A 17495-nucleotide genomic window follows, 5' to 3' on the forward strand; every position below is an offset into this window, starting at 1 on the left:
CATCGGGCCCCGGAACGTAAGGGGACCCCCGCACCCGTCAGAGCCTGCTTATCCTTGCTGCCTTCCGGCCCTGGGGAGGTTCACAGGGTGGACGCCGCGGGGGTCCGCCATCAGTGTACCTACCGATCACGCCGGTACTGGGCCGGGGAGGTCCGAGTGCCGCGATCCTCGTGCGAACCGGCCTTGCCGCGGTCGACGTGGAACGTGGTCAGCGTGCTGACCGGCGAGTTCGGGTCGCGCCGGTCGCCGATCACCCGCATGTGCGTGCTCCACCGCCGCGGCGTGACCTCGTAGACGTCGTAGCCGTAGCGGTTGCCCTCGAAGTACTTCAGGTGCGGGTTGGCCTTGCCCATCACCGGCCCGTTCTGGGCGTTCCACTCGGGCGAGTAGGCCCCGGACGAGACCGAGTGCGCGGTGAACTCGGTGCCGATCACCGGTGCGTCCGGGTTGTCGAAGTCGGGGCGGATGTCGTCGACGAAGGCCGAGTGCCAGTCGCCGGTGATCACCACCAGGTCCTCCATGCCGGTGTCGTGCACGTGGGTGAGCACCTCGCGGCGCTCGGCCAGGAAGCCGTCCCACTGGTCGGTGAAGTAGTACCCGCCACCCGGTTTGGCCAGCTGGCTCAGCATGATCGAGTTCACCCAGCAGTGCCACGCGTCCCCGGCGTTGCTGACCCGGTCCTTCAGCCACGCCTTCTGCTCGGCCCCGAGGATCGTGCCGTTCGGCAGGTTCTGCGCCGACCGGTACTGCCGCAGGTCCAGGATCGACAGGTCGAGCAGGTCACCCCACGACCGCTGCCGGTAGACCTGCGGCGTGGTCGGGTGGTCCGGCCGGACCGGCAGGTGCTCGAACCACGCCTGGTACCCCGCGTCCCGGCGGGCGCGCAGCGACGGCGTGGTGCCGCTGTAGTCGTTGACGACCTCGTGATCATCCCAGGTGATGAACCAGGGATGGGCAGCGTGCGCGGCCCGCAGCGAGGGGTCGCCCTTGTACAGCGCGTGCCGCCGCCGGTACGCGGGCAGCGTGGTCACCGCGGGGCCCTCGTGGTCGCGGACGTGGTCGCCGCCGACCTTCCCGTGCTCATAGATGTAGTCCCCGAGGTGCACCACGAAATCCAGCTCTTCCCGCGCGATCCCGCGGTGGGCCGCGTAGAAGCCGTCGTGGAACGCCTGGCAGTTGGCCGCGGCGAAGCGCACGCGCCGGACGTGCCCGGCGGGCGCGGTGCGGGTGCGGCCGGTGCGGCTCGTCTTGCCCAGCGCGCGGAAGCGGTAGTAGTACCGCCGCGCCGGTTCGAGCCCGGTGACCGCGATGTGCACGCTGTGCCCGAGCGCGGCGGTGGCGGGCGCCGTGCCGTGGGCGACCCGGTTCCGGAAGGCGGTGTCGGTCGCGACGACCCACTCCACCTCGACCGTCTCCGGCAGCGGTTGTTCCTCGGCGAGCGGCTGCGGCGCGAGTCTCGTCCACAGCACCACGCTCTCCGGCAGCGGATCCCCCGATCCGACGCCGACGGTGAACGGGGCTTCGTCCCAGCTGGCCCCGAGCGCGGCGGCGGCCTCCTCCGCCTGGGCGAGGGTCAGCCCGCCGCTCAGCGGCCAGGCCACCCCCAGTGCTCCCGCGGCGGCGGCCCCGCGCAACAGATCCCGTCGATTCAGCGGCATTCAGCGCTCCTCAGTTCGGCTTCGGACACCGAACCCGGCCTACCTGACGCGTGGACCACCGACAAGTGAACCGCTCATGGCGGTGTGGTCACGGGCAGCACGACGCAGAATTCGGTGCGCCCGGGCTTGCTCCGCACCCACACCTTCCCGCCGTGCGCGGCGATCACCGCGGCCACGATGGCCAGCCCCAACCCGGTGCTGCCCGCCGCCCGCGAGCGCGAGGTGTCCCCGCGGGCGAAGCGCTCGAACACCTCCGGCAGCACGTCACGCGGGATGCCCGGCCCGTCGTCGGCCACCACCAGCCGCACCTCACCGTCCTTTGTCGACAACGAGGTGCGGACGGTGGTGCCCGGCGGGGTGTGCGCGCGGGCGTTGCTCAGCAGGTTCAGCACGACCTGCTGCAACTGCCCGGACTCGCCGACCACGCTGATCGGCTCGGCGGGCAGGTCCAGCAGCCACCGGTGGTCCGGACCGGCCACGTGCGCGTCGGCCACGGCGTCGGCGACCAGGCCGGACAGCTCGACCGGGGCGTGCACCACCGGGCGTCCTTCGTCGAGCCGCGCCAGCAGCAGCAGTTCCTCGACCAGCGTGGTCATCCGCGTGGACTCCGATTCGACGCGGCTCATCGCGTAGACGAAGTCCTCGGGCAGGTCGGCGGTGCTGCGGCGGGTCAGCTCGGCGTAACCCCGGATCGACGCGAGCGGCGTGCGCAGCTCGTGGCTGGCGTCGGCGACGAACTGCCGCACCCGGCTTTCGCTGCGCTGGCGTGCGGCCAGTGCGGCGGAGACGTGGTCGAGCATCCGGTTCAGCGCCGCGCCGACCTTGCCCACCTCGGTCCGGGTGTCGGTGTCCACTTCGGACACCCGCATCGGCAGCGCGGGCTCACCCCGGTCCAGCGGCAGCCTGCTCACCTCCGCGGCGGTGGCCGCCACCCGGTCCAGCGGCCGCAGCGTGCGGCGCACGGTCAGCGCGGCAATGCCGCCGGCCAGCACCAGCCCGCCGAGCGCGACACCGCCGAAGATCCAGCCGAGCCGCCACAGGGTGTCGTTGACGTCGGCCAGCGACAGCGCCTGGAACCGGATCTCCCCGGCCGGCCCCATGCCCGCCTGCATCCGGTATTCACCCAGGTCACCGATGGTGATGGTGACCGGGCGGCGCGGCGACGTCAGCCCGGTGAAGGTGGCCGCGTCCGCCGGGCTGAGCTGGATCGCGGACCCGTTGGTCAGGATCTTGGCCTCCACGACCTGCCCGTTGTAGACCGTGCCGAGCACGGAGTCGGGCGGCTGCCCGAGTTCGAAGCGCACCCGCGGCCCCGGCGGCCCGCCCTCCAACGGCGGCGGGAGGCGGTTGTCGATGGTGGTCAGCTGGCGGTCCACGCGTTCGAGCAGGAAGTCCCGCAGGGCGAACTCGGTGACCACGCCGATCACCAGGCACACCAGCGCGAGCAGGGCCAGCACCTGGGCGATCAGGCGGCCGCGCAGCGACCACGGCCGCCGCAGCTCAGCGCGAAGGTTTGAGGACATAGCCCGCACCCCGCATGGTGTGGATCATCGGCGCCCGGTCCGCGTCGATCTTCTTGCGCAGGTAGGAGATGTACAGCTCGACGATGTTCGCCTGCCCGCCGAAGTCGTAGCTCCACACCCGGTCCAGGATCTGCGCCTTGCTCAGCACTCGTTTCGGGTTGCGCATCAGGTACCGCAGCAGCTCGAACTCGGTGGCGGTGAGCGTGATCGGCTCGCCGTCGCGGTGCACCTCGCGGGTGTCCTCGTCCATGGTCAGGTCGCCGACGGTGAGCAGCGAGTCCGACGCCGAGGTGACCACCCGGGCCCGGCGCAGCAGCGCGCGCAACCGCAGGGTGACCTCCTCCAGGCTGAACGGCTTGGTCACGTAGTCGTCGCCACCGGCGGTGAGCCCGGCGATCCGGTCCTCCACCGCGTCCTTCGCGGTCAGGAACAACACCGGCAGGTGCTCGAACTCGGTGCGCAGGCGCCGGATCACCTCGAGCCCGCTGAAGTCCGGCAGCATCACGTCCAGCACCACCGCGTCCGGCCGGAACTCACGCGCGACGCGCACCGCCGTGGTGCCGTCACCCGCCGTGCGGATCTCCCAGCCCTCCATCCGCAGGGCCATCGACAGCAACTCCGCCAGCGGCGGCTCGTCGTCGACGACGAGCACGCGCACCGCGCGCCCAGGCATTCCGGTCATAACCAGCAGTGTCGGCCACCGGCGTAGGCCGCGCCTGTGGAACGCCTGTGCGCCACCTGTGAACGCGGCTTGTGCCAAGCTCGCGGCATGCGGGACATCACCGGATCGCTGGCGCGCCAGGCGTGGCTGATCGCGGTCGTCTGCATGGTCTCCGACGGCAGCATCGCGCTGATGATCGGACCGCCGCTGACCAGCTGGCGGGCCTGGGCGGTGCTGCTCGCCACCGTCGCCGTCGACCTGGCGCTGGCCGGGCCCGCGCGGCTGTCCGGCCTGGTCGCGCTGGGTCACGCGGTGCTCTACCCGCTCACCCCGCTGCTGCTCAACGACCTGCCCGGCGCCGAGGCCTCCAACACCGCGGGCATGCTGATCGCCGGGTACCGCGCGGGTGCCTGGCTGAGCACGCTGCCCGCGGTCGCGTCACTGCTGGCGCTGATCACCGGGTCGGTCATCGGTGAGCTGCTGGAGCGCAACCTGGCCGGGCGCGACTGGCGCCTGCTCAGCGCGATCCTGCTGGCCAACACCGTGCTGCCCTGGCTGGTCGGCCGCTACACCACCGAGCGCCGCGCGCGGATCGCCGAACTGGAACGCCGTGAGGAGGCCGCCGTGCGCCGGGCCGTCGCCGAGGAACGCAGTTCGGTGGCCCGCGACCTGCACGACGTCATCTCGCACCACGTCAGCGCGATCGGCATGCACGCCGGGGCGGCCAGACTCGGGCTCAACGGGGACACGGACACACCCGTGCACCGGTCGCTGTCCGCGGTGGAGACGTCCAGCCGCGCGGCCATGGCCGACCTGCGGCGCATGCTCGACCTGCTGCACGGCGAGCAGGCCGCGGTCCGCCAGCCGGGGGTGGGCAATCTGGAGGAACTGCTGGAGGGCACCCGCGCGGCCGGGCTGCCCGCGCGCCTGCACACCCAGGGCGTGCCCGGCGAGCTGCCCGGGTCCGTGGACGTCGCGGTGTACCGGGTGGCGCAGGAGGGCCTGACCAACGCGCTGCGGCACGGCGCGGGCGGCCCGGTGGACGTGAAGCTGTGCTACCGAACCGAGGAGATCACCTTGAGCGTGACCAATCCGATCACGCCCGGCAGGCCGTCGACCGCCGACGAGGGCACCCGGCGCGGCCTGGCCGGGCTGCGCCAGCGCGTCGCGATGTTCGGCGGTGAGTTCTCCAGCGGGCCGTCCGACGACGGCCGCAGCTGGCTGGTCTCCGCGACCTTTCCGCTGGAGAGCTCATGAGCACGCGCGTCCTGCTCGCCGACGACCACGCGATGTTCCGCTCGGGCATGCGCGCGGTGCTGGACACCCAGCCGGACCTGGAATGCGTCGGTGAGGCGTCCGACGGCCGGGCCGCGGTGGCCGAAGTGGCCCGCCTGCGGCCTGACGTGGCCGTGCTCGACGTGCGCATGCCGAAGCTCGACGGGCTGGCCGCCACCGAGGCGATCCTCGGCACGCCCGGCTGCGAGACGAAGGTGCTGGTGCTCACCACCTACGACCACGACGATTACGTCTACCGCGCGCTGCGAGCCGGCGCGAGTGGCTTCCTGCTCAAGAACCTGCCGCCGGAAGAACTGGTCTCGGCGATGCGCGTGGTCGCGCGCGGGGACGCGCTGATCGATCCGTCGGTCACGCGGCGCCTGGTTTCGCGGTTCACCACCAGCATCGAGCCACCGGCCGGACCCGCCGGCCTGGACCGGCTGACCTCGCGCGAGCGCGAAGTTCTGCTGCTCATCGCGGATGCCCGCAGCAACGCGGAAATCGCCGAGGAACTACACGTCGGGGACGAAACGGTGAAAACGCACGTCTCCCGCATCCTGGCCAAGCTCGGCCTGCGGGACCGGGTGCACGCGGTGGTCTACGCCTATCAGCACGGCCTGGTCAGGGCGGCCCCGAGGGACTGACCCCGGGGGTTGTCCCCCGTGTTGGGGACACCGGAATCCCCCGCCGCTGTGACGCATTGCCGTTTCCCGCTCTATAACTTTCAGAAGCGTGAAGGTCAAGGGGTGGGGCGCGGGGGCGCTGGCCGTTCTGGTGGGGTTGCTGGGTTTCCTGCTGGGCGCGGGGCAGGCGGCCGCGGACGGCGGGCCGATCGGCACCGACGTGCACGTGGCGCAGACGCTGGGCGAGCGCGAGCTGACCGTGGTGATCCGGCGGGTGACCGAGGTGCCGGGGCCGTTGAGCGTGGACGTCATCACGCACGCGGGTACCGCGCCGGGAAAGCTCGACGTAGCCGCCGTTTTCGCCGGTACCGCGGTCTCGCGCACGCAGGTGGACCTCGGCGCGGTGCCGGGCACGTATAGCGGTTTGCTCACCGTCGGCCAGGCCGGCCCGTGGGAGCTGGCCATCGGGGACGGCACGCAGGTGGCCCGCATTCCGTTCGTGGTGCCCGCGCAGGTCCCCGCGCCGTGGGAAAAGGCCGCGTACGGCGGTTTTGTCGCGGCGGGCGCGTTGTTGCTGGTGGCGTTGTACGCCGCCGTGCGGGCGCGGAAGTCCTGGCACGCGCTGGTCCCGGCAACCGGAATGGTGGCCGCGCTCGCCGTCGCGGTCACCGCGGCGCTGCTGTCGTCGAGCATCCCGCCGCCCGCGCGTGACGTGCTCGACCCGACGGTCGACACGGTCAACGACCCGTACGCGCTCCCGCCGTCCACAATGGACACCAATCGGCCGCCGCTGAACCTGGCGGTGAGCGGCAGCCCGGCCGGGTTCACCCTGCGCCTGACCGACAGCGCCACCGGCCGTCCCGCCGACGACCTGGTGGTGCACCACAACGCGTTGGTGCACCTGGTGGCCATCGGGCCGTCGGGACACCTGTGGCACCTGCACCCGGTGCGCACCGCGCCCGGCACCTACACCGCCCGGTTCACCGCCACGGAATCCGGCCGGTACGCGCTGTCGGCCGAGGTCGCCAGGCGCGGCGGCGGCACCCAGCTGCTCCGGTCCACTTTGGACGTCGACGGCGCACCGGGTGCCCCGGTACCGGCGCCGGGCTTCGGCACGCAGACCGTCGGCGAGGTCCCGGTGACGCTGGGCGCGGGTGAGGTCCGGGCGAACGCCGCGACCACCATGACCGCGAAGTTCGGTGACTCCGCCACGCTCCAGCCGTGGCTGGGCATGACCGGGCACCTGATGGTGGTCGGCCCGCTGCCCGAGGGAGCTCCGGTCGGCGCCGCCGCGGCCACCGCGCCGACCTGGGCCCACGTGCACTCGATGACCGGGTTGCCGGTGATGTCCGGCCGCTCGGCGGCCGGGCAGCCCGACGAGACGGTCGCCGCCTACGGCCCCGAGGTGCGGTTCACCTTCACCTTCCCGGCGCCCGGCCGGTACCGCCTGTGGTTCCAGGGGATGCGTGACTACGCGGTGCTCACCGCGCCCGTCGAACTCGTTGTGCCCGAAGGAGACCGCCCGTGAAGAAGCCCGTCGCACTGGCGCTCGCCGGGACCGCGTTGCTCGCCGTGCTGGCGTGGCTGCTGTGGCCGGGCGGTTCGGACGGCGCGGCCACCGCGCAGGCCGCCTCCGCCCGGCACACCGTGCACCTGCGGGTGGAGGAGCCCAAGACCGGGCTGAACGCCTTCGACGTGGAGGTCACCGATCCGCTCGGGCACCCGGCCGAGGGGCTGGAGGTCACCGTCGAGCCGGTGATGGCGCAGATGGGCCACGCGCTGGAGCCGGTGACCGCACCGGCGAAGGGCCCCGGCCGCTACCACGCCGCGGAAACCCTGCTGCCGATGTCGGGCCAGTGGGAGATCACCGTGCGCCTGCGCGACCACACCGGCACCGAAGAACTCGTCTTCCCATTACTCGTGGGGAATTGAGTGGTCACGATCGGAAGTCTGCCGGGGGTCTCGGCGGCCCAGCTTCCCGCTGGACGCACGGCCGGAAGACCCGAGTACGACTCCGGTACGCAGGTCTCCCGGCCGCACGCCCAGCGGAAACCTGGATCCACCGAATACCCCCGACGGACTTCCGATCGCGACCACTAAGGGAGGAACCGATGGATCTCACAGCATCGATGGCTTCGGCGGCCACCGCCGAAGCCAGGGCGGGTACCAAGGCCTGGTTACCGGCCGCCGGGTTGCTGACCGGCACGTTGATCACCCTGGTCGGGCTGACCTGGGACGTGGAGTGGCACGACGACGTCGGCCCGGACACCTTCTTCACCATGCCGCACCTGTTCCTCTACACCGGCAGCGCGATCGCCGGGCTGGTCAGCCTGGTGGTGGTGCTGTCCACCACCGCGGCGCAGCGCGCCGGGCGGCCGGTGGACGCGGCGGTCGGCGGGCAGGCGGTCGGTGTGTTCGGCAAGACCTTCGCCGCCCCGGTCGGGTACCTGGTCGCGGGCACCGGCGGCGCGTTGTTCCTGCTGTACGGCCTGTGGGACCTGTGGTGGCACAGCCTGTACGGCTTCGACGCGGTGATCGACTCGCCCCCGCACATCGGGCTGCTGCTGTCGGTGATGCTGACCATGGTCGGCACGGTGATGGTGTTCGCCGCCGCGCGGGCGCACCGGTGGGGCGTGTTCGGCACGCTGGCCGGCACCGCGGTCCTGCTCTCGTTCAGCTCGGTCACCGTGCTCGGCCTGTCCGATGTGGACACCGCGGTGAACGCGGTGACCATCGGCATGACCTTCCTGTCGGTGATGCTGATCCTGGTGGCACGCGGCTTCCTCGGCCGGCCGGGCGGCGCGCTCGGCGCCGCGGTGCTGCTCGGGGCCTGGCAGGCGTTCTCGTGGTGGTTCTCCCAGTGGGCCGCGCACGCCTACGCCTCGGCGGTCGGCCTGCCGCTGCGCGACAACGTGGACGACGTGGCCTCGATGCCCGCGCTGATGCCGATGTTCCTGGTGGTCGCGGCCCTGCTCGCCGAGCTGGTGCTCTGGGCGGGCGGCAGGCGCGGCACGACCCCGCGCTGGGGCGGTGCCCTCGCCGGCGCGGTCGCCGGGTTCGTGGTCGCGGGCGCGCAGCCGTTCCAGGACGTCCTGATCTACGAGGGCGCGCGCCTGCCCGCCACCGGCCAGCTACTGGCCACCGCCGGGGTGGGGGCCGCGTTCGGCCTGCTCGGCGGCTTCCTCGGCTGGCGCTTCGGCGGAATGCTGCGGCTGCTGGCTCCCGCGCGTGAGAAGGAGACGGTGTGATGCGCAAACTGCTCACCCTGCTGGCCACCATCGGCCTGCTGGTCGCCTCGGCCCCGCTGGCCTCGGCCTACGAACCGGTGAACATCGTGCACACCGAACGGGTGCAGGCCGGGCCGTACGGGCTGACCGTCGGGTTCAGCACCTGGCCGCTGAAGGCCATGCAGTCACTGGACTTCACCTTCATTCCGGACGGTGGCATCGCGGACAAGTCCGGGGTGTTCGCCACCACCAATCCCGAGCTCGGCCGCGAGGGCCGGGAGAACCCGCTGACCAGGCACCCGCGCAAGCTCGACGTGTGGGGCCTGGACATCAGGGCGCTGAACAGCCAGGGCGACTGGAAGTTCCGGTTCGTCATCGACGGCCCGGCCGGGCGCGGGGAGGGCGAGCTGAGCAAGCTGCCGGTGCTCGAACAGCCCGGCCCGCCGATGGCGCTGAGCTGGTCGATCAGCGTGCTGCCGCTGGTCGGCCTGATCGGTTTCCTGGCCGTGGCATGGCGGCGCACCCGCGGCCGCCTCACCAGCCGAGCCGGCTGAGTCGGCTGATCCACCTGCCGCCGGGAGAGACAATTCAGCAGGTCGTGAAAATTCTCTGACCAGATCTGTGAATTAGCGCACGCTCTTCCACGGGCTGAGAATGCGCGGCTCTCCCGGCGGGATTTCAGCGCAGGTCGAACTGACCTGCCTTCACCGCGGTCAGGAAGGCGTTCCATTCACCGGCGTCGAAAACGAACACCGGACTCTCCGTGAGCTTGGTGTCGCGTACCCCGACCAGTCCGGGCACGCCGAGGTTGACCTCCACGCAGTTGCCCCCGTTGGGCTCGCTGGCGAAGGACTTCTCCCAGGCCGAGGCCTCGAACCGCGCCACGGCCGTGCCCGGGTCGTAATCGGTGACCCGGGGATAATCCGCCATCTGACCTACCTCCATGCATGTATCAGGGACCCGCCACGCCCGGCCCAGGTGGACCTGCTCCTGGCAACCCTCCGTGAGAAAACCGCCCTGTGGGTGGGGCCACCCGGGTGATCACCCGTCGATCGCTCGACAGCAAGATTAATCTAGGAGTAGGATTATTCCTAGCGGGATGGGGGGCACGGTCAGGATATCGCCGCACGGCGGACCCGACCGGCCAGCGGATCCTCAGGGGAGGACACAGGGGTGGACGTTTTTTCGGATCGCACCGACAACATCGACAACATCCGTGCCAACGGAGCCGGAAGGAGCTGACCCATGACCGTGCGCCTGCTGGCCCCGACCGAGCGCCACGAGGAGCCGGACTCAGCCCTTCCTGGCGACCCCGCCGAGCATGAAGGACGCTGGCGGATTATGCGCGACCTCGGCGGTAGCCTCGGATTCCGCCTCGTCAAGACGCCACTCCGGAAGCCAGACCACCCCCGGCTCCACCAGGTCGAAGTCGCCGAACAGCGCGCTGAACTCGGCGCGGGTGCGCAGGCTGATGGGGGTGCTGGACTGCTTGTACTGCTCGTGGACGGACTGGAGCTGAACCAGATGCTCGGGCGGCACCCCGTCGGTCGTGCCGTGTGACATGATCAACAACGAGCCCGGCGGCAGCAGTTCGCGATAACGCGCGACGGCGGCTTCCCCGCCGTCCTCCGGCGAGACGAAGTGCAGCACCGCCACCATCAGCAGGCCGATCGGCTTCGCCGGATCGAGCACCCCGGTGCGGAAAGCCTGCTGCCACACGTGCTCCACGTCGCGCAGGTCGCCGTTGATCACCGCGTGCCTGCTCGGATCGCCGTTCTCCTCCAGCAGGATCCGGCTGTGCGCCACGGCCACCGGCTCGTTGTCCACGTAGACGCAGCGGCTGCCGTGGTCGAGCTTGTCGGCCACCTGGTGCACGTTCCCCACGGTCGGCACGCCGGAACCGAGGTCGAGGAACTGGGTGATGCCGTTGCGCACGGCGTAGGTCACCGCGCGGCCGAGGAACTCGCGGTTCACGTGGGCGTTGAGCTTGCCGTGCGGCACGGCCTTGAGCGCCTTCTCGCCGAATTCGCGGTCGATCGCCCAGTTCGCGGTGCCGCCGAGGAACCAGTCGTAGATGCGGGCGGCGTTCGGCCGCTCCAGGTCGATGCCCTGCGGGGCGAAGGCGGGTTCGTCGTTGTCGGTCATCGCGCGGCTACCCCCTGTGCGGTCACCGGACCAGCTTATCCCCGTCGCCCTAGGCCCACCCGTCACCCGCCGCCGCCCTCAACGGAGCGCTTCGCGCCAGCGCTAATTCTTGGCGGCGCTGTCCTTCGCCAGCTGCGCCCGGTAGTGCTCGGCCAGTTCCTTGAAGAACTGGCGGGTGTCCTGGTGCTCCAGCGCCGCCCCGCGCAGCCGGTCCCACGAGTCGACGAAGAGCTGGAAGTCCTTGACGTCGTCCAGGTACAGCCCGCCCGCGGAGTGCTCGATGTAGACGAAGTCCCTGGTGCGATCGGGAAAGCGCATGATGGTGAAGTCGTTGGGCACCGAGGCGAGCCGGGCGTCGAAGGGCAGCACGTGCAGGTAGACGCGGGCGCGCTTCTCCAGCTCCAGCAGGTGTTCCACCTGGTCCAGCATCACGCCGGGGGAATGCCCGCCCGGCGCCCGCCGCAGCGCGGCCTCGCTCAGGATGAACCGGTAGTACGGCGGCTGCTGCTGGTCGAACACGGCCTTGCGGTCGAGCCGGTTGCGCACCAGCGAGGTGACGTCGGTGGCGCCGGCCTCGGTGAACTGCTTGAGCATGTAGTGCTCGGACTGCAGCGGGCCGGGGATGCGCTCACCGTGCCAGGTGAGGATCTCCGCGGCGGCCGGTTCGAGGTCAGTGAAGGTGCGGAACCAGTGCGGCACCACGGAGCGGTAGCCGGACCAGTGGCCGCGCTGCCCGGCCGCGGCGCGGGCCAGGTTCATCAGGGTCTCGGCCTCGTCGCCGACGATGCCGAAGGCGTCCAGCATCGCGCGCACGTCACCGAGCTTGACGCCGACCGCGCCCGACTCGATCTTGTTGACCTTGCCCTGGGTGCAGCCGAGCACGTCGGCCACCGCCTGTTGCGTCATCCGCGCCGCGTTGCGCGCGTGGCGGAGTTCGTTGCCCAGCTGCTTGCGGCGGGAGGTGATGGTGCTCGCCATCAGCTATCCCCGGACCGACCGGCCAGTACCACGGCACCCCACACAGACGTTTCGAATTAATCGCGCGATGACGCTCTGACATTACCCTCTCACGCAGCGGAAATCGACCGGCCGCAGCGGGCGGGTTCGGTGACTCGCCCGTAACCGGGAGTACGCGACTAATCTGCGGAGCAGGTCCCATACGGAAGGCGGCACATGAGCAAGAAGGCGAGCATCGGGGTCACCGGGCTGGCGGTGATGGGCCGGAACCTGGCCCGGAACCTGGCCCGGCACGGGCACACGGTTGCCCTGCACAACCGCTCCGAGCAGCGCACGCGTGACCTGGTCGAGCAGTTCGGCTCGGAGGGCGAGTTCATCCCGGCGTACTCGGCGCGGGAGTTCGTCGACTCGCTGGAGCGCCCGCGCCAGGTGGTGATCATGGTCAAGGCGGGTGCGCCGACCGACGCGGTCATCGAGGAGTTCGCCCCGCTGCTGGAAAAGGGCGACGTGATCGTCGACGCGGGCAACGCGCACTTCGCCGACACCCGCCGCCGCGAAGCCGAGCTGCGCGAGCGCGGGCTGCACTTCGTCGGCACCGGCGTCTCCGGTGGCGAGGAGGGCGCGCTGCACGGCCCGAGCATCATGCCGGGTGGTTCGCCGGAGTCCTACGAATCGCTGGGGCCGCTGCTGGAGGACATCTCCGCGAAGGTCGACGGCACGCCGTGCTGCGCGCACATCGGGCCGGACGGTGCCGGGCACTTCGTGAAGATGGTGCACAACGGCATCGAGTACGCCGACATGCAGCTGATCGCCGAGTCGTTCGACCTGCTGCGCGGTGCCGCCGGCTACGAGCCCGCCCAGATCGCCGAGGTCTTCCGCACCTGGAACACCGGCAGGCTGGACTCGTACCTGATCGAGATCACCGCGCAGGTGCTCGCGCACACCGACGCGGCCACCGGCAAGCCGTTCGTCGACGTGGTCGCCGACCAGGCCGAGCAGAAGGGCACCGGGCGCTGGACCGTGCAGATCGGCCTCGACCTCGGGGTGCCGATCAGCGGGATCGCCGAGGCGACCTTCGCGCGTTCGCTGTCCGGGCACGCCGGGCTGCGGGCCGCCGCGCGCGGGCTGGCCGGTCCGTCGCGGTCGAAGCTGACCGGGTCGGAGGCGGAGAAGTTCGCCGACGACGTGGAGCAGGCGCTGTACGCGTCCAAAGTGGTCGCCTACGCGCAGGGCTTCAACCAGATCCAGGCCGGGAGCACCGAGTACGGCTGGGACATCGACCTCGGTCAGGTCGCCACCATCTGGCGTGACGGCTGCATCATCCGCGCGAAGTTCCTCGACGACATCCGGTCCGCGTACGCCGCCGAGACCGAGCTGCCGACCCTGCTCACCGCGGGTCTGTTCCGCAAGGCCGTCGAGGACGCGCAGGACGCCTGGCGTTCGGTGGTCTCCACGGCCGCGCGCCTCGGCATCCCGGCGCCGGGCTTCGCCACGTCACTGGCCTACTACGACGGCCTGCGCGCGGAACGCCTCCCGGCGGCGCTGATCCAGGGCCAGCGGGACTACTTCGGCGCGCACACCTACCGCCGCGTCGACCGGGACGGCTCGTTCCACACCGAGTGGGCCACCGACTCGCGCCCGGAAAAGCCCGCCTGACCCTCCCCCCAATGCTATGAGTGGGGCATTACTTGCGTTGATTGCAAGTAATGCCCCACTCATAGCGTTCAGCTACCGGGTCAGCCGACGTTCTGCGAGATCCAGTCCGAGTACGCCGGGGCCGAGGTGTAGATCGACGGGCCGGTGGCGCAGGTCGGGTCGCCGTTGCCGGTGCGGCTGGTGACGCCGATCAGCTCGTACTTGCCGCCGGCCTCGACGACCTGCGGGCCGCCCGAGTCGCCGTAGCAGGCACCCGCGTTGCCACCCGGGTTGTCGGTGCACAGCTCGAGGCTGCCGTCGATGCCGGTGCACTTGTCGGCCTCGACCACCTGCGTGTCCAGCTGCTGCAGCTTGATCGGGGCGTCGCAGCCACCGCGCTCGGGGCAGGTCTGGCCCCAGCCGAGCAGGCGGGTCTTGGTGCCCGCGTCGGTGGTGGTGCCCAGCGAGACCGGGGCCGAGGTGGCCGGCGCGGACAGCTTGACCAGCGCGATGTCACCGCCCGCCCCGGTGCCGGTGTAGTCCGGGTGCACGATGACCTCGGCGGCCTGCGCCTCCTCGCCACCGGTGGTGCGGTCGTTGCTGCCGATCCGCGCGCTGATCGAGTCGGCGGAGGAGCCCTGCACGCAGTGCGCCGCGGTCAGCACCCACTCCGGGGAGATCAGCGAACCGCCGCAGAAGTGGTTGCCGCCCTCCTGGAGCGAGACCATCCACGAGTACTCCTGGTCGGCGTCGTTGCCGCCGACGATGAACGGGGTGACGTCGGCGCCGGCCGGCGCCGCACCGGCTACCGCGGCCACCGCGGCGCCCACGCCGGTGAGCAGGCCGACGACCAGAGCACGTACCTTCATCCGCATCTCCTTCTCCCTGCCCCCTAGCCTCCCGTGGGGGATGAGACGCAGCGTAAGCAATGTTGGTAAATCATTAACACCCTTCGAAAGTTCCTATTCACCCGACGGACTGACCAAAGGAACCTTGCGTGAGCGTCCCGTTTGCACTAACGGGTGTCGGCTAGGTTTGGGCGGGTGAGCTACCACCTGCAGACCCGCGGCCCCGCCTATCGCTGGTGGCGGCCGCTGCTCGGTGCCGCGGTCCTCGTCGCGGTCGGTTTTGCTTTGCTGGCAACGTTTTCCGCGGTCACCGCGGCGATCTCGCAGAGCACCGACCAGCGCTGGGAAATGGTGCTGAGCTTCGGCGCGATCGCGGTCACGCTGCCCGCCGTGTTCGCCGCGGCCCGCTTCGGCGAAGCCCGCAAACCCGGCACTTTGTCTAGTGTGGACGGTCGGCTGCGGTGGCGGTGGCTGACCGAGTGCACCGGCTGGGCGGTGGCCGCCTTCGCCCTGGCGGCCGCGGTGGACCTGGCGCTGGGCGCCCGCTGGGACGGTTTTCCCGGCCTGTCCACCTATCTCTCGATCGTGGCGCTCACCCTGCTGCTGGTGCCGTTCCAGGCGGCGGCCGAGGAGTACGTCTTCCGCGGCTGGCTGGTGCAGGCCTTCGGCGCCTGGTTCCGCACGCCGTGGCCGGGTGCGGTGCTCAGCTCGGCCGCCTTCGTCGCCACGCACGGCTACACGTCGGCACCGATCCTGGCCGAGTTGTTCGTCTTCGCGATGATCCTGTGCTGGCTCACCGTGCGCACCGGTGGCCTGGAGGCGGCGATCGGCCTGCACGCGGTCAACAACATCGCCACCATGGTGCTGGCGGGCGGGGCCCCCATTCCCGACCAGAGCACGGTGACCGCGACCTGGGGCGACGCCGTGCTCATCGCGGCGCCCTCGATCCTCTACGCGGGGATCGCCGACCTCAGGTACCGGAAGCGGACCGCTCGGCCAGCACCTGTGCCACCGCCTGGGTGACCACGGCCTCGGCGTTCTCCTTGGTGATCCCCGCGCCGGCGAGCACCTCGGCCACGTCGCCGTCCCCGAGTTCCAGCAGGCTCAACAGGAAGTGCTCGGCGCCGATGTAGTTGTGGCCGAGCCGGAGCGCTTCCCGCGCGGTCAGCTCGAACAGCTTCTTGCCGCGCGCGCTGATGGTGGCCTGCGCGGGCGGTTCGCCCGCGGCGGGCTCGAAGCCCTCGACCAGCTTCGCCCGCATCTCGTCGGGCGAGGCGCCGAGGGCGACCAAGGTGCGGGTGGCCAGGTTCTCCGGATCGCTGATCAACGCGGCCATCAGGTGCTCCGGGTCGATCCGGGCGTTCCCGGCGGCGAGCGCGACCTGCTGCGCGCCGACCACCGCCTGCCGCGCGCGGTCGGTGTAGCGGGTGAAGGTCTGCATCAGCTCGGCCAGCGGCTGGCCGTCGTTCTCCTTGGGCACGAAGCGCTTCTGCACGGCCTGCTTGCTCACGCCCATGCTGCGGCCGATGTCGGTCCACGAGGCGCCGGACCGCCTGGCCTGGTCGACGAAGTGCCCGATCAGGTGGTCGGCCACCTCCCCGAGGTGATCGGCGGCGAGCACCGCGTCGGACAGGTGCTGCAGCGGGTCGGCTTCGGGGTGCTGGTTCTTGATGTGCTCGATCAGTTCGTCGAGCTTCACAGGATTGCTCATACGTCAACCCTAGGTTGACGACCAGCGGCCGTCAACCCCAGGTTGACCAGTTCAGCCCCGGCCGCCGACCACCAGGCCGGCTCGTTTGGCGCGCGGCGCGCCCAGGGTGCGGGAGATCCCCCGGGCCGCCGCGCGCACCGCGGGCACCAGCGTGCGCGGATCGGTCCCGGTCGCCGGGACCGCCACCGAGATCGCCGCCACCGCGGTGTCCTCGGCGCCGAACACGGGTGCGGCGACGGAGAGCCCCACCAGTTCGATCTGGCCGTCGCTGATCGCGATGCCCTCGCGGCGCACGTCGGCGAGTACCCGCCGCAGCCGCTCCGGGGACGCGATCGTCTTGTCGGTGAACCGCTTCATCGGCCGCGCGAGCACCCGCTCGGCCACCCCGGCCGGCGCGTGCGCCAGCAGCGCCAGCCCCACCCCGGTGGCGTGCGCGGGCAACCGCCCGCCCGCTCGCGACGGCATCGGGCTGTGCCCGGAGATCCGCTCCAGGTACACCACGTCGGGTGCGTCCAGCACGGCCAGTTGCACGTTCTGCCGGGTGGCCTCGTGCAGGTCCTCGAGGAAGGGCATCGCGGTGTCGCGCAGGCCGAGGCCGTGCGGCGCCAGCGAGGCCACCTCCCACAACCACAGGCCGACCCGGTATCGCCCGGATTCGGCACGCTCGAGCGCACCACGCCGGACCAGCCCGCCGACGATGCGGTGGGTGGTGGACAACGGCAGGCCGGTGCGCCTGCTCAGCTCGGACAGGGTCAGTTCGGGGCGCTCCGTGCTGAACGCGTCGAGCACGTCCAGCACCCGGTCCGCGACCGATGGAGTTCCCGGGGCGTTGTGCCGCATTAAGCCAGCCTCGGTGGTCAGTGCGCGACTGAACGGCCCAGCGGGTTGCCGGTCCGCTCGGCCTCCGGCCCGCTCTGCTCCCCCAGCACCCCGACGGACTGGGCCGGAACGACCACGACCGCCACGGGACCCCCGGTGGAGCGCCATCCCGAAGGCGCCTGCACCGAAGCGGTGAGCAGTACCGCGAGCACGGCGAGCGTGCGCAGGTACATGGGTATGTCTTCGACCTGGATCACTTTTCTCATCGGCGCTCTCCCCTGCTAGCCGAGGATCGCTCCCAGCTTTCAATGTCCGCGGCTGACCGGCCAGGGCCCCATGCCCCGCACCGCTCAGGGTCCAAAGGCCCTACCGCGAGCACCACGGAAACAAGGAGGCGCGCGAATACCCGCCAG

The 17495-nt window shown here is 71.1% G+C and carries 18 protein-coding genes and 1 other RNA gene; 8 read left to right on the top strand and 11 right to left on the bottom strand.

What is annotated here, in order from left to right:
• Positions 1-14: 14 nt before the first annotated feature.
• From ffs to JYK18_RS09915, 4 genes are all read right to left on the bottom strand, one after another.
• Positions 15-111, bottom strand: an RNA gene (gene ffs, locus JYK18_RS09900) — signal recognition particle sRNA small type.
• An 8-nt stretch (positions 112-119) separates the two neighbouring features.
• Positions 120-1658 carry an alkaline phosphatase gene (locus tag JYK18_RS09905; protein ID WP_206801797.1) on the bottom strand — a complete coding sequence of 513 codons (1539 nt, stop codon included), beginning with the start codon at positions 1656-1658 and terminating at the stop codon, positions 120-122.
• A 74-nt stretch (positions 1659-1732) separates the two neighbouring features.
• A complete protein-coding gene (locus tag JYK18_RS09910) occupies positions 1733-3181 on the bottom strand; it encodes a cell wall metabolism sensor histidine kinase WalK (RefSeq protein WP_206801798.1) in 1449 nt (482 codons plus the stop codon).
• A complete protein-coding gene (locus tag JYK18_RS09915) occupies positions 3159-3863 on the bottom strand; it encodes a response regulator transcription factor (protein ID WP_206801799.1) in 705 nt (234 codons plus the stop codon). Before JYK18_RS09915 ends, JYK18_RS09910 begins: the two co-directional genes overlap by 23 nt.
• Before the next feature lie 87 nt (positions 3864-3950).
• Between JYK18_RS09915 and JYK18_RS09920 the strand changes: the two genes are divergently transcribed.
• From JYK18_RS09920 to JYK18_RS09945, 6 genes are all read left to right on the top strand, one after another.
• A complete protein-coding gene (locus JYK18_RS09920; RefSeq protein WP_206801800.1) occupies positions 3951-5099 on the top strand; it encodes a sensor histidine kinase in 1149 nt (382 codons plus the stop codon).
• Positions 5096-5761, top strand: a complete 666-nt coding sequence (locus tag JYK18_RS09925) for a response regulator transcription factor (RefSeq protein ID WP_206801801.1) — start codon at positions 5096-5098, stop codon at positions 5759-5761. Before JYK18_RS09920 ends, JYK18_RS09925 begins: the two co-directional genes overlap by 4 nt.
• 88 nt (positions 5762-5849) lie before the next feature.
• Positions 5850-7268, top strand: a complete 1419-nt coding sequence (locus tag JYK18_RS09930) for a hypothetical protein (protein ID WP_307795847.1) — start codon at positions 5850-5852, stop codon at positions 7266-7268.
• Positions 7265-7672: a FixH family protein gene (locus JYK18_RS09935; protein ID WP_206801802.1), complete on the top strand. Its 408-nt coding sequence runs from the start codon at positions 7265-7267 to the stop codon at positions 7670-7672. Before JYK18_RS09930 ends, JYK18_RS09935 begins: the two co-directional genes overlap by 4 nt.
• Positions 7673-7851: 179 nt before the next feature.
• On the top strand, positions 7852-8988 hold the full coding sequence (locus JYK18_RS09940) for a hypothetical protein (protein ID WP_206801803.1): 1137 nt from the start codon (positions 7852-7854) through the stop codon (positions 8986-8988).
• Positions 8988-9521, top strand: a complete 534-nt coding sequence (locus JYK18_RS09945; RefSeq protein WP_206801804.1) for a hypothetical protein — start codon at positions 8988-8990, stop codon at positions 9519-9521. Before JYK18_RS09940 ends, JYK18_RS09945 begins: the two co-directional genes overlap by 1 nt.
• Before the next feature lie 124 nt (positions 9522-9645).
• Here JYK18_RS09945 and JYK18_RS09950 read toward each other — a convergent pair whose 3' ends face one another.
• The 3 genes from JYK18_RS09950 to JYK18_RS09960 form a co-directional block, all read right to left on the bottom strand.
• Positions 9646-9897 carry a DUF397 domain-containing protein gene (locus tag JYK18_RS09950; protein WP_206801805.1) on the bottom strand — a complete coding sequence of 84 codons (252 nt, stop codon included), beginning with the start codon at positions 9895-9897 and terminating at the stop codon, positions 9646-9648.
• Between the two features lie 363 nt (positions 9898-10260).
• Complete coding sequence (locus JYK18_RS09955; RefSeq protein WP_206801806.1) at positions 10261-11112, bottom strand: SAM-dependent methyltransferase; 852 nt, start codon at positions 11110-11112, stop codon at positions 10261-10263.
• 102 nt (positions 11113-11214) lie between these two features.
• Entirely contained in the window at positions 11215-12090 is an 876-nt protein-coding gene (locus JYK18_RS09960; protein ID WP_206801807.1) for a helix-turn-helix transcriptional regulator, read from the bottom strand.
• 195 nt (positions 12091-12285) lie between these two features.
• On the opposite strand from JYK18_RS09960, the gene gndA reads away from it, so the two are divergent.
• Entirely contained in the window at positions 12286-13725 is a 1440-nt protein-coding gene (gene gndA, locus JYK18_RS09965) for an NADP-dependent phosphogluconate dehydrogenase (protein WP_206801808.1), read from the top strand.
• 80 nt (positions 13726-13805) lie between these two features.
• Here the strand turns inward: gndA and JYK18_RS09970 are convergent, their stop codons facing one another.
• A complete protein-coding gene (locus tag JYK18_RS09970) occupies positions 13806-14573 on the bottom strand; it encodes a trypsin-like serine protease (protein WP_206801809.1) in 768 nt (255 codons plus the stop codon).
• A 174-nt stretch (positions 14574-14747) separates the two neighbouring features.
• On the opposite strand from JYK18_RS09970, the gene JYK18_RS09975 reads away from it, so the two are divergent.
• Positions 14748-15575 (top strand): CPBP family intramembrane glutamic endopeptidase, encoded by an 828-nt coding sequence (locus JYK18_RS09975; RefSeq protein WP_206801810.1) that lies wholly within the window; start codon positions 14748-14750, stop codon positions 15573-15575.
• Here JYK18_RS09975 and JYK18_RS09980 read toward each other — a convergent pair.
• Genes JYK18_RS09980 through JYK18_RS09990 form a run of 3 tightly spaced genes read right to left on the bottom strand, consistent with a single transcriptional unit; the run spans position 15523 to position 17348 of the window.
• Positions 15523-16263, bottom strand: coding sequence for a Clp protease N-terminal domain-containing protein (locus tag JYK18_RS09980; RefSeq protein ID WP_206801811.1), 741 nt, complete (start codon positions 16261-16263; stop codon positions 15523-15525). The genes JYK18_RS09975 and JYK18_RS09980 overlap by 53 nt on opposite strands.
• A gap of 51 nt (positions 16264-16314) precedes the next feature.
• The gene (locus tag JYK18_RS09985) at positions 16315-17103 is read right to left on the bottom strand and encodes an IclR family transcriptional regulator (RefSeq protein ID WP_206801812.1); all 789 of its coding nucleotides are present in this window, start codon (positions 17101-17103) and stop codon (positions 16315-16317) included.
• A 17-nt stretch (positions 17104-17120) separates the two neighbouring features.
• Positions 17121-17348 carry a hypothetical protein gene (locus JYK18_RS09990; protein ID WP_206801813.1) on the bottom strand — a complete coding sequence of 76 codons (228 nt, stop codon included), beginning with the start codon at positions 17346-17348 and terminating at the stop codon, positions 17121-17123.
• Between the last annotated feature and the right edge of the window lie 147 nt (positions 17349-17495).

Source organism: Amycolatopsis sp. 195334CR (assembly GCF_017309385.1).
GTDB lineage: Bacteria > Actinomycetota > Actinomycetes > Mycobacteriales > Pseudonocardiaceae > Amycolatopsis.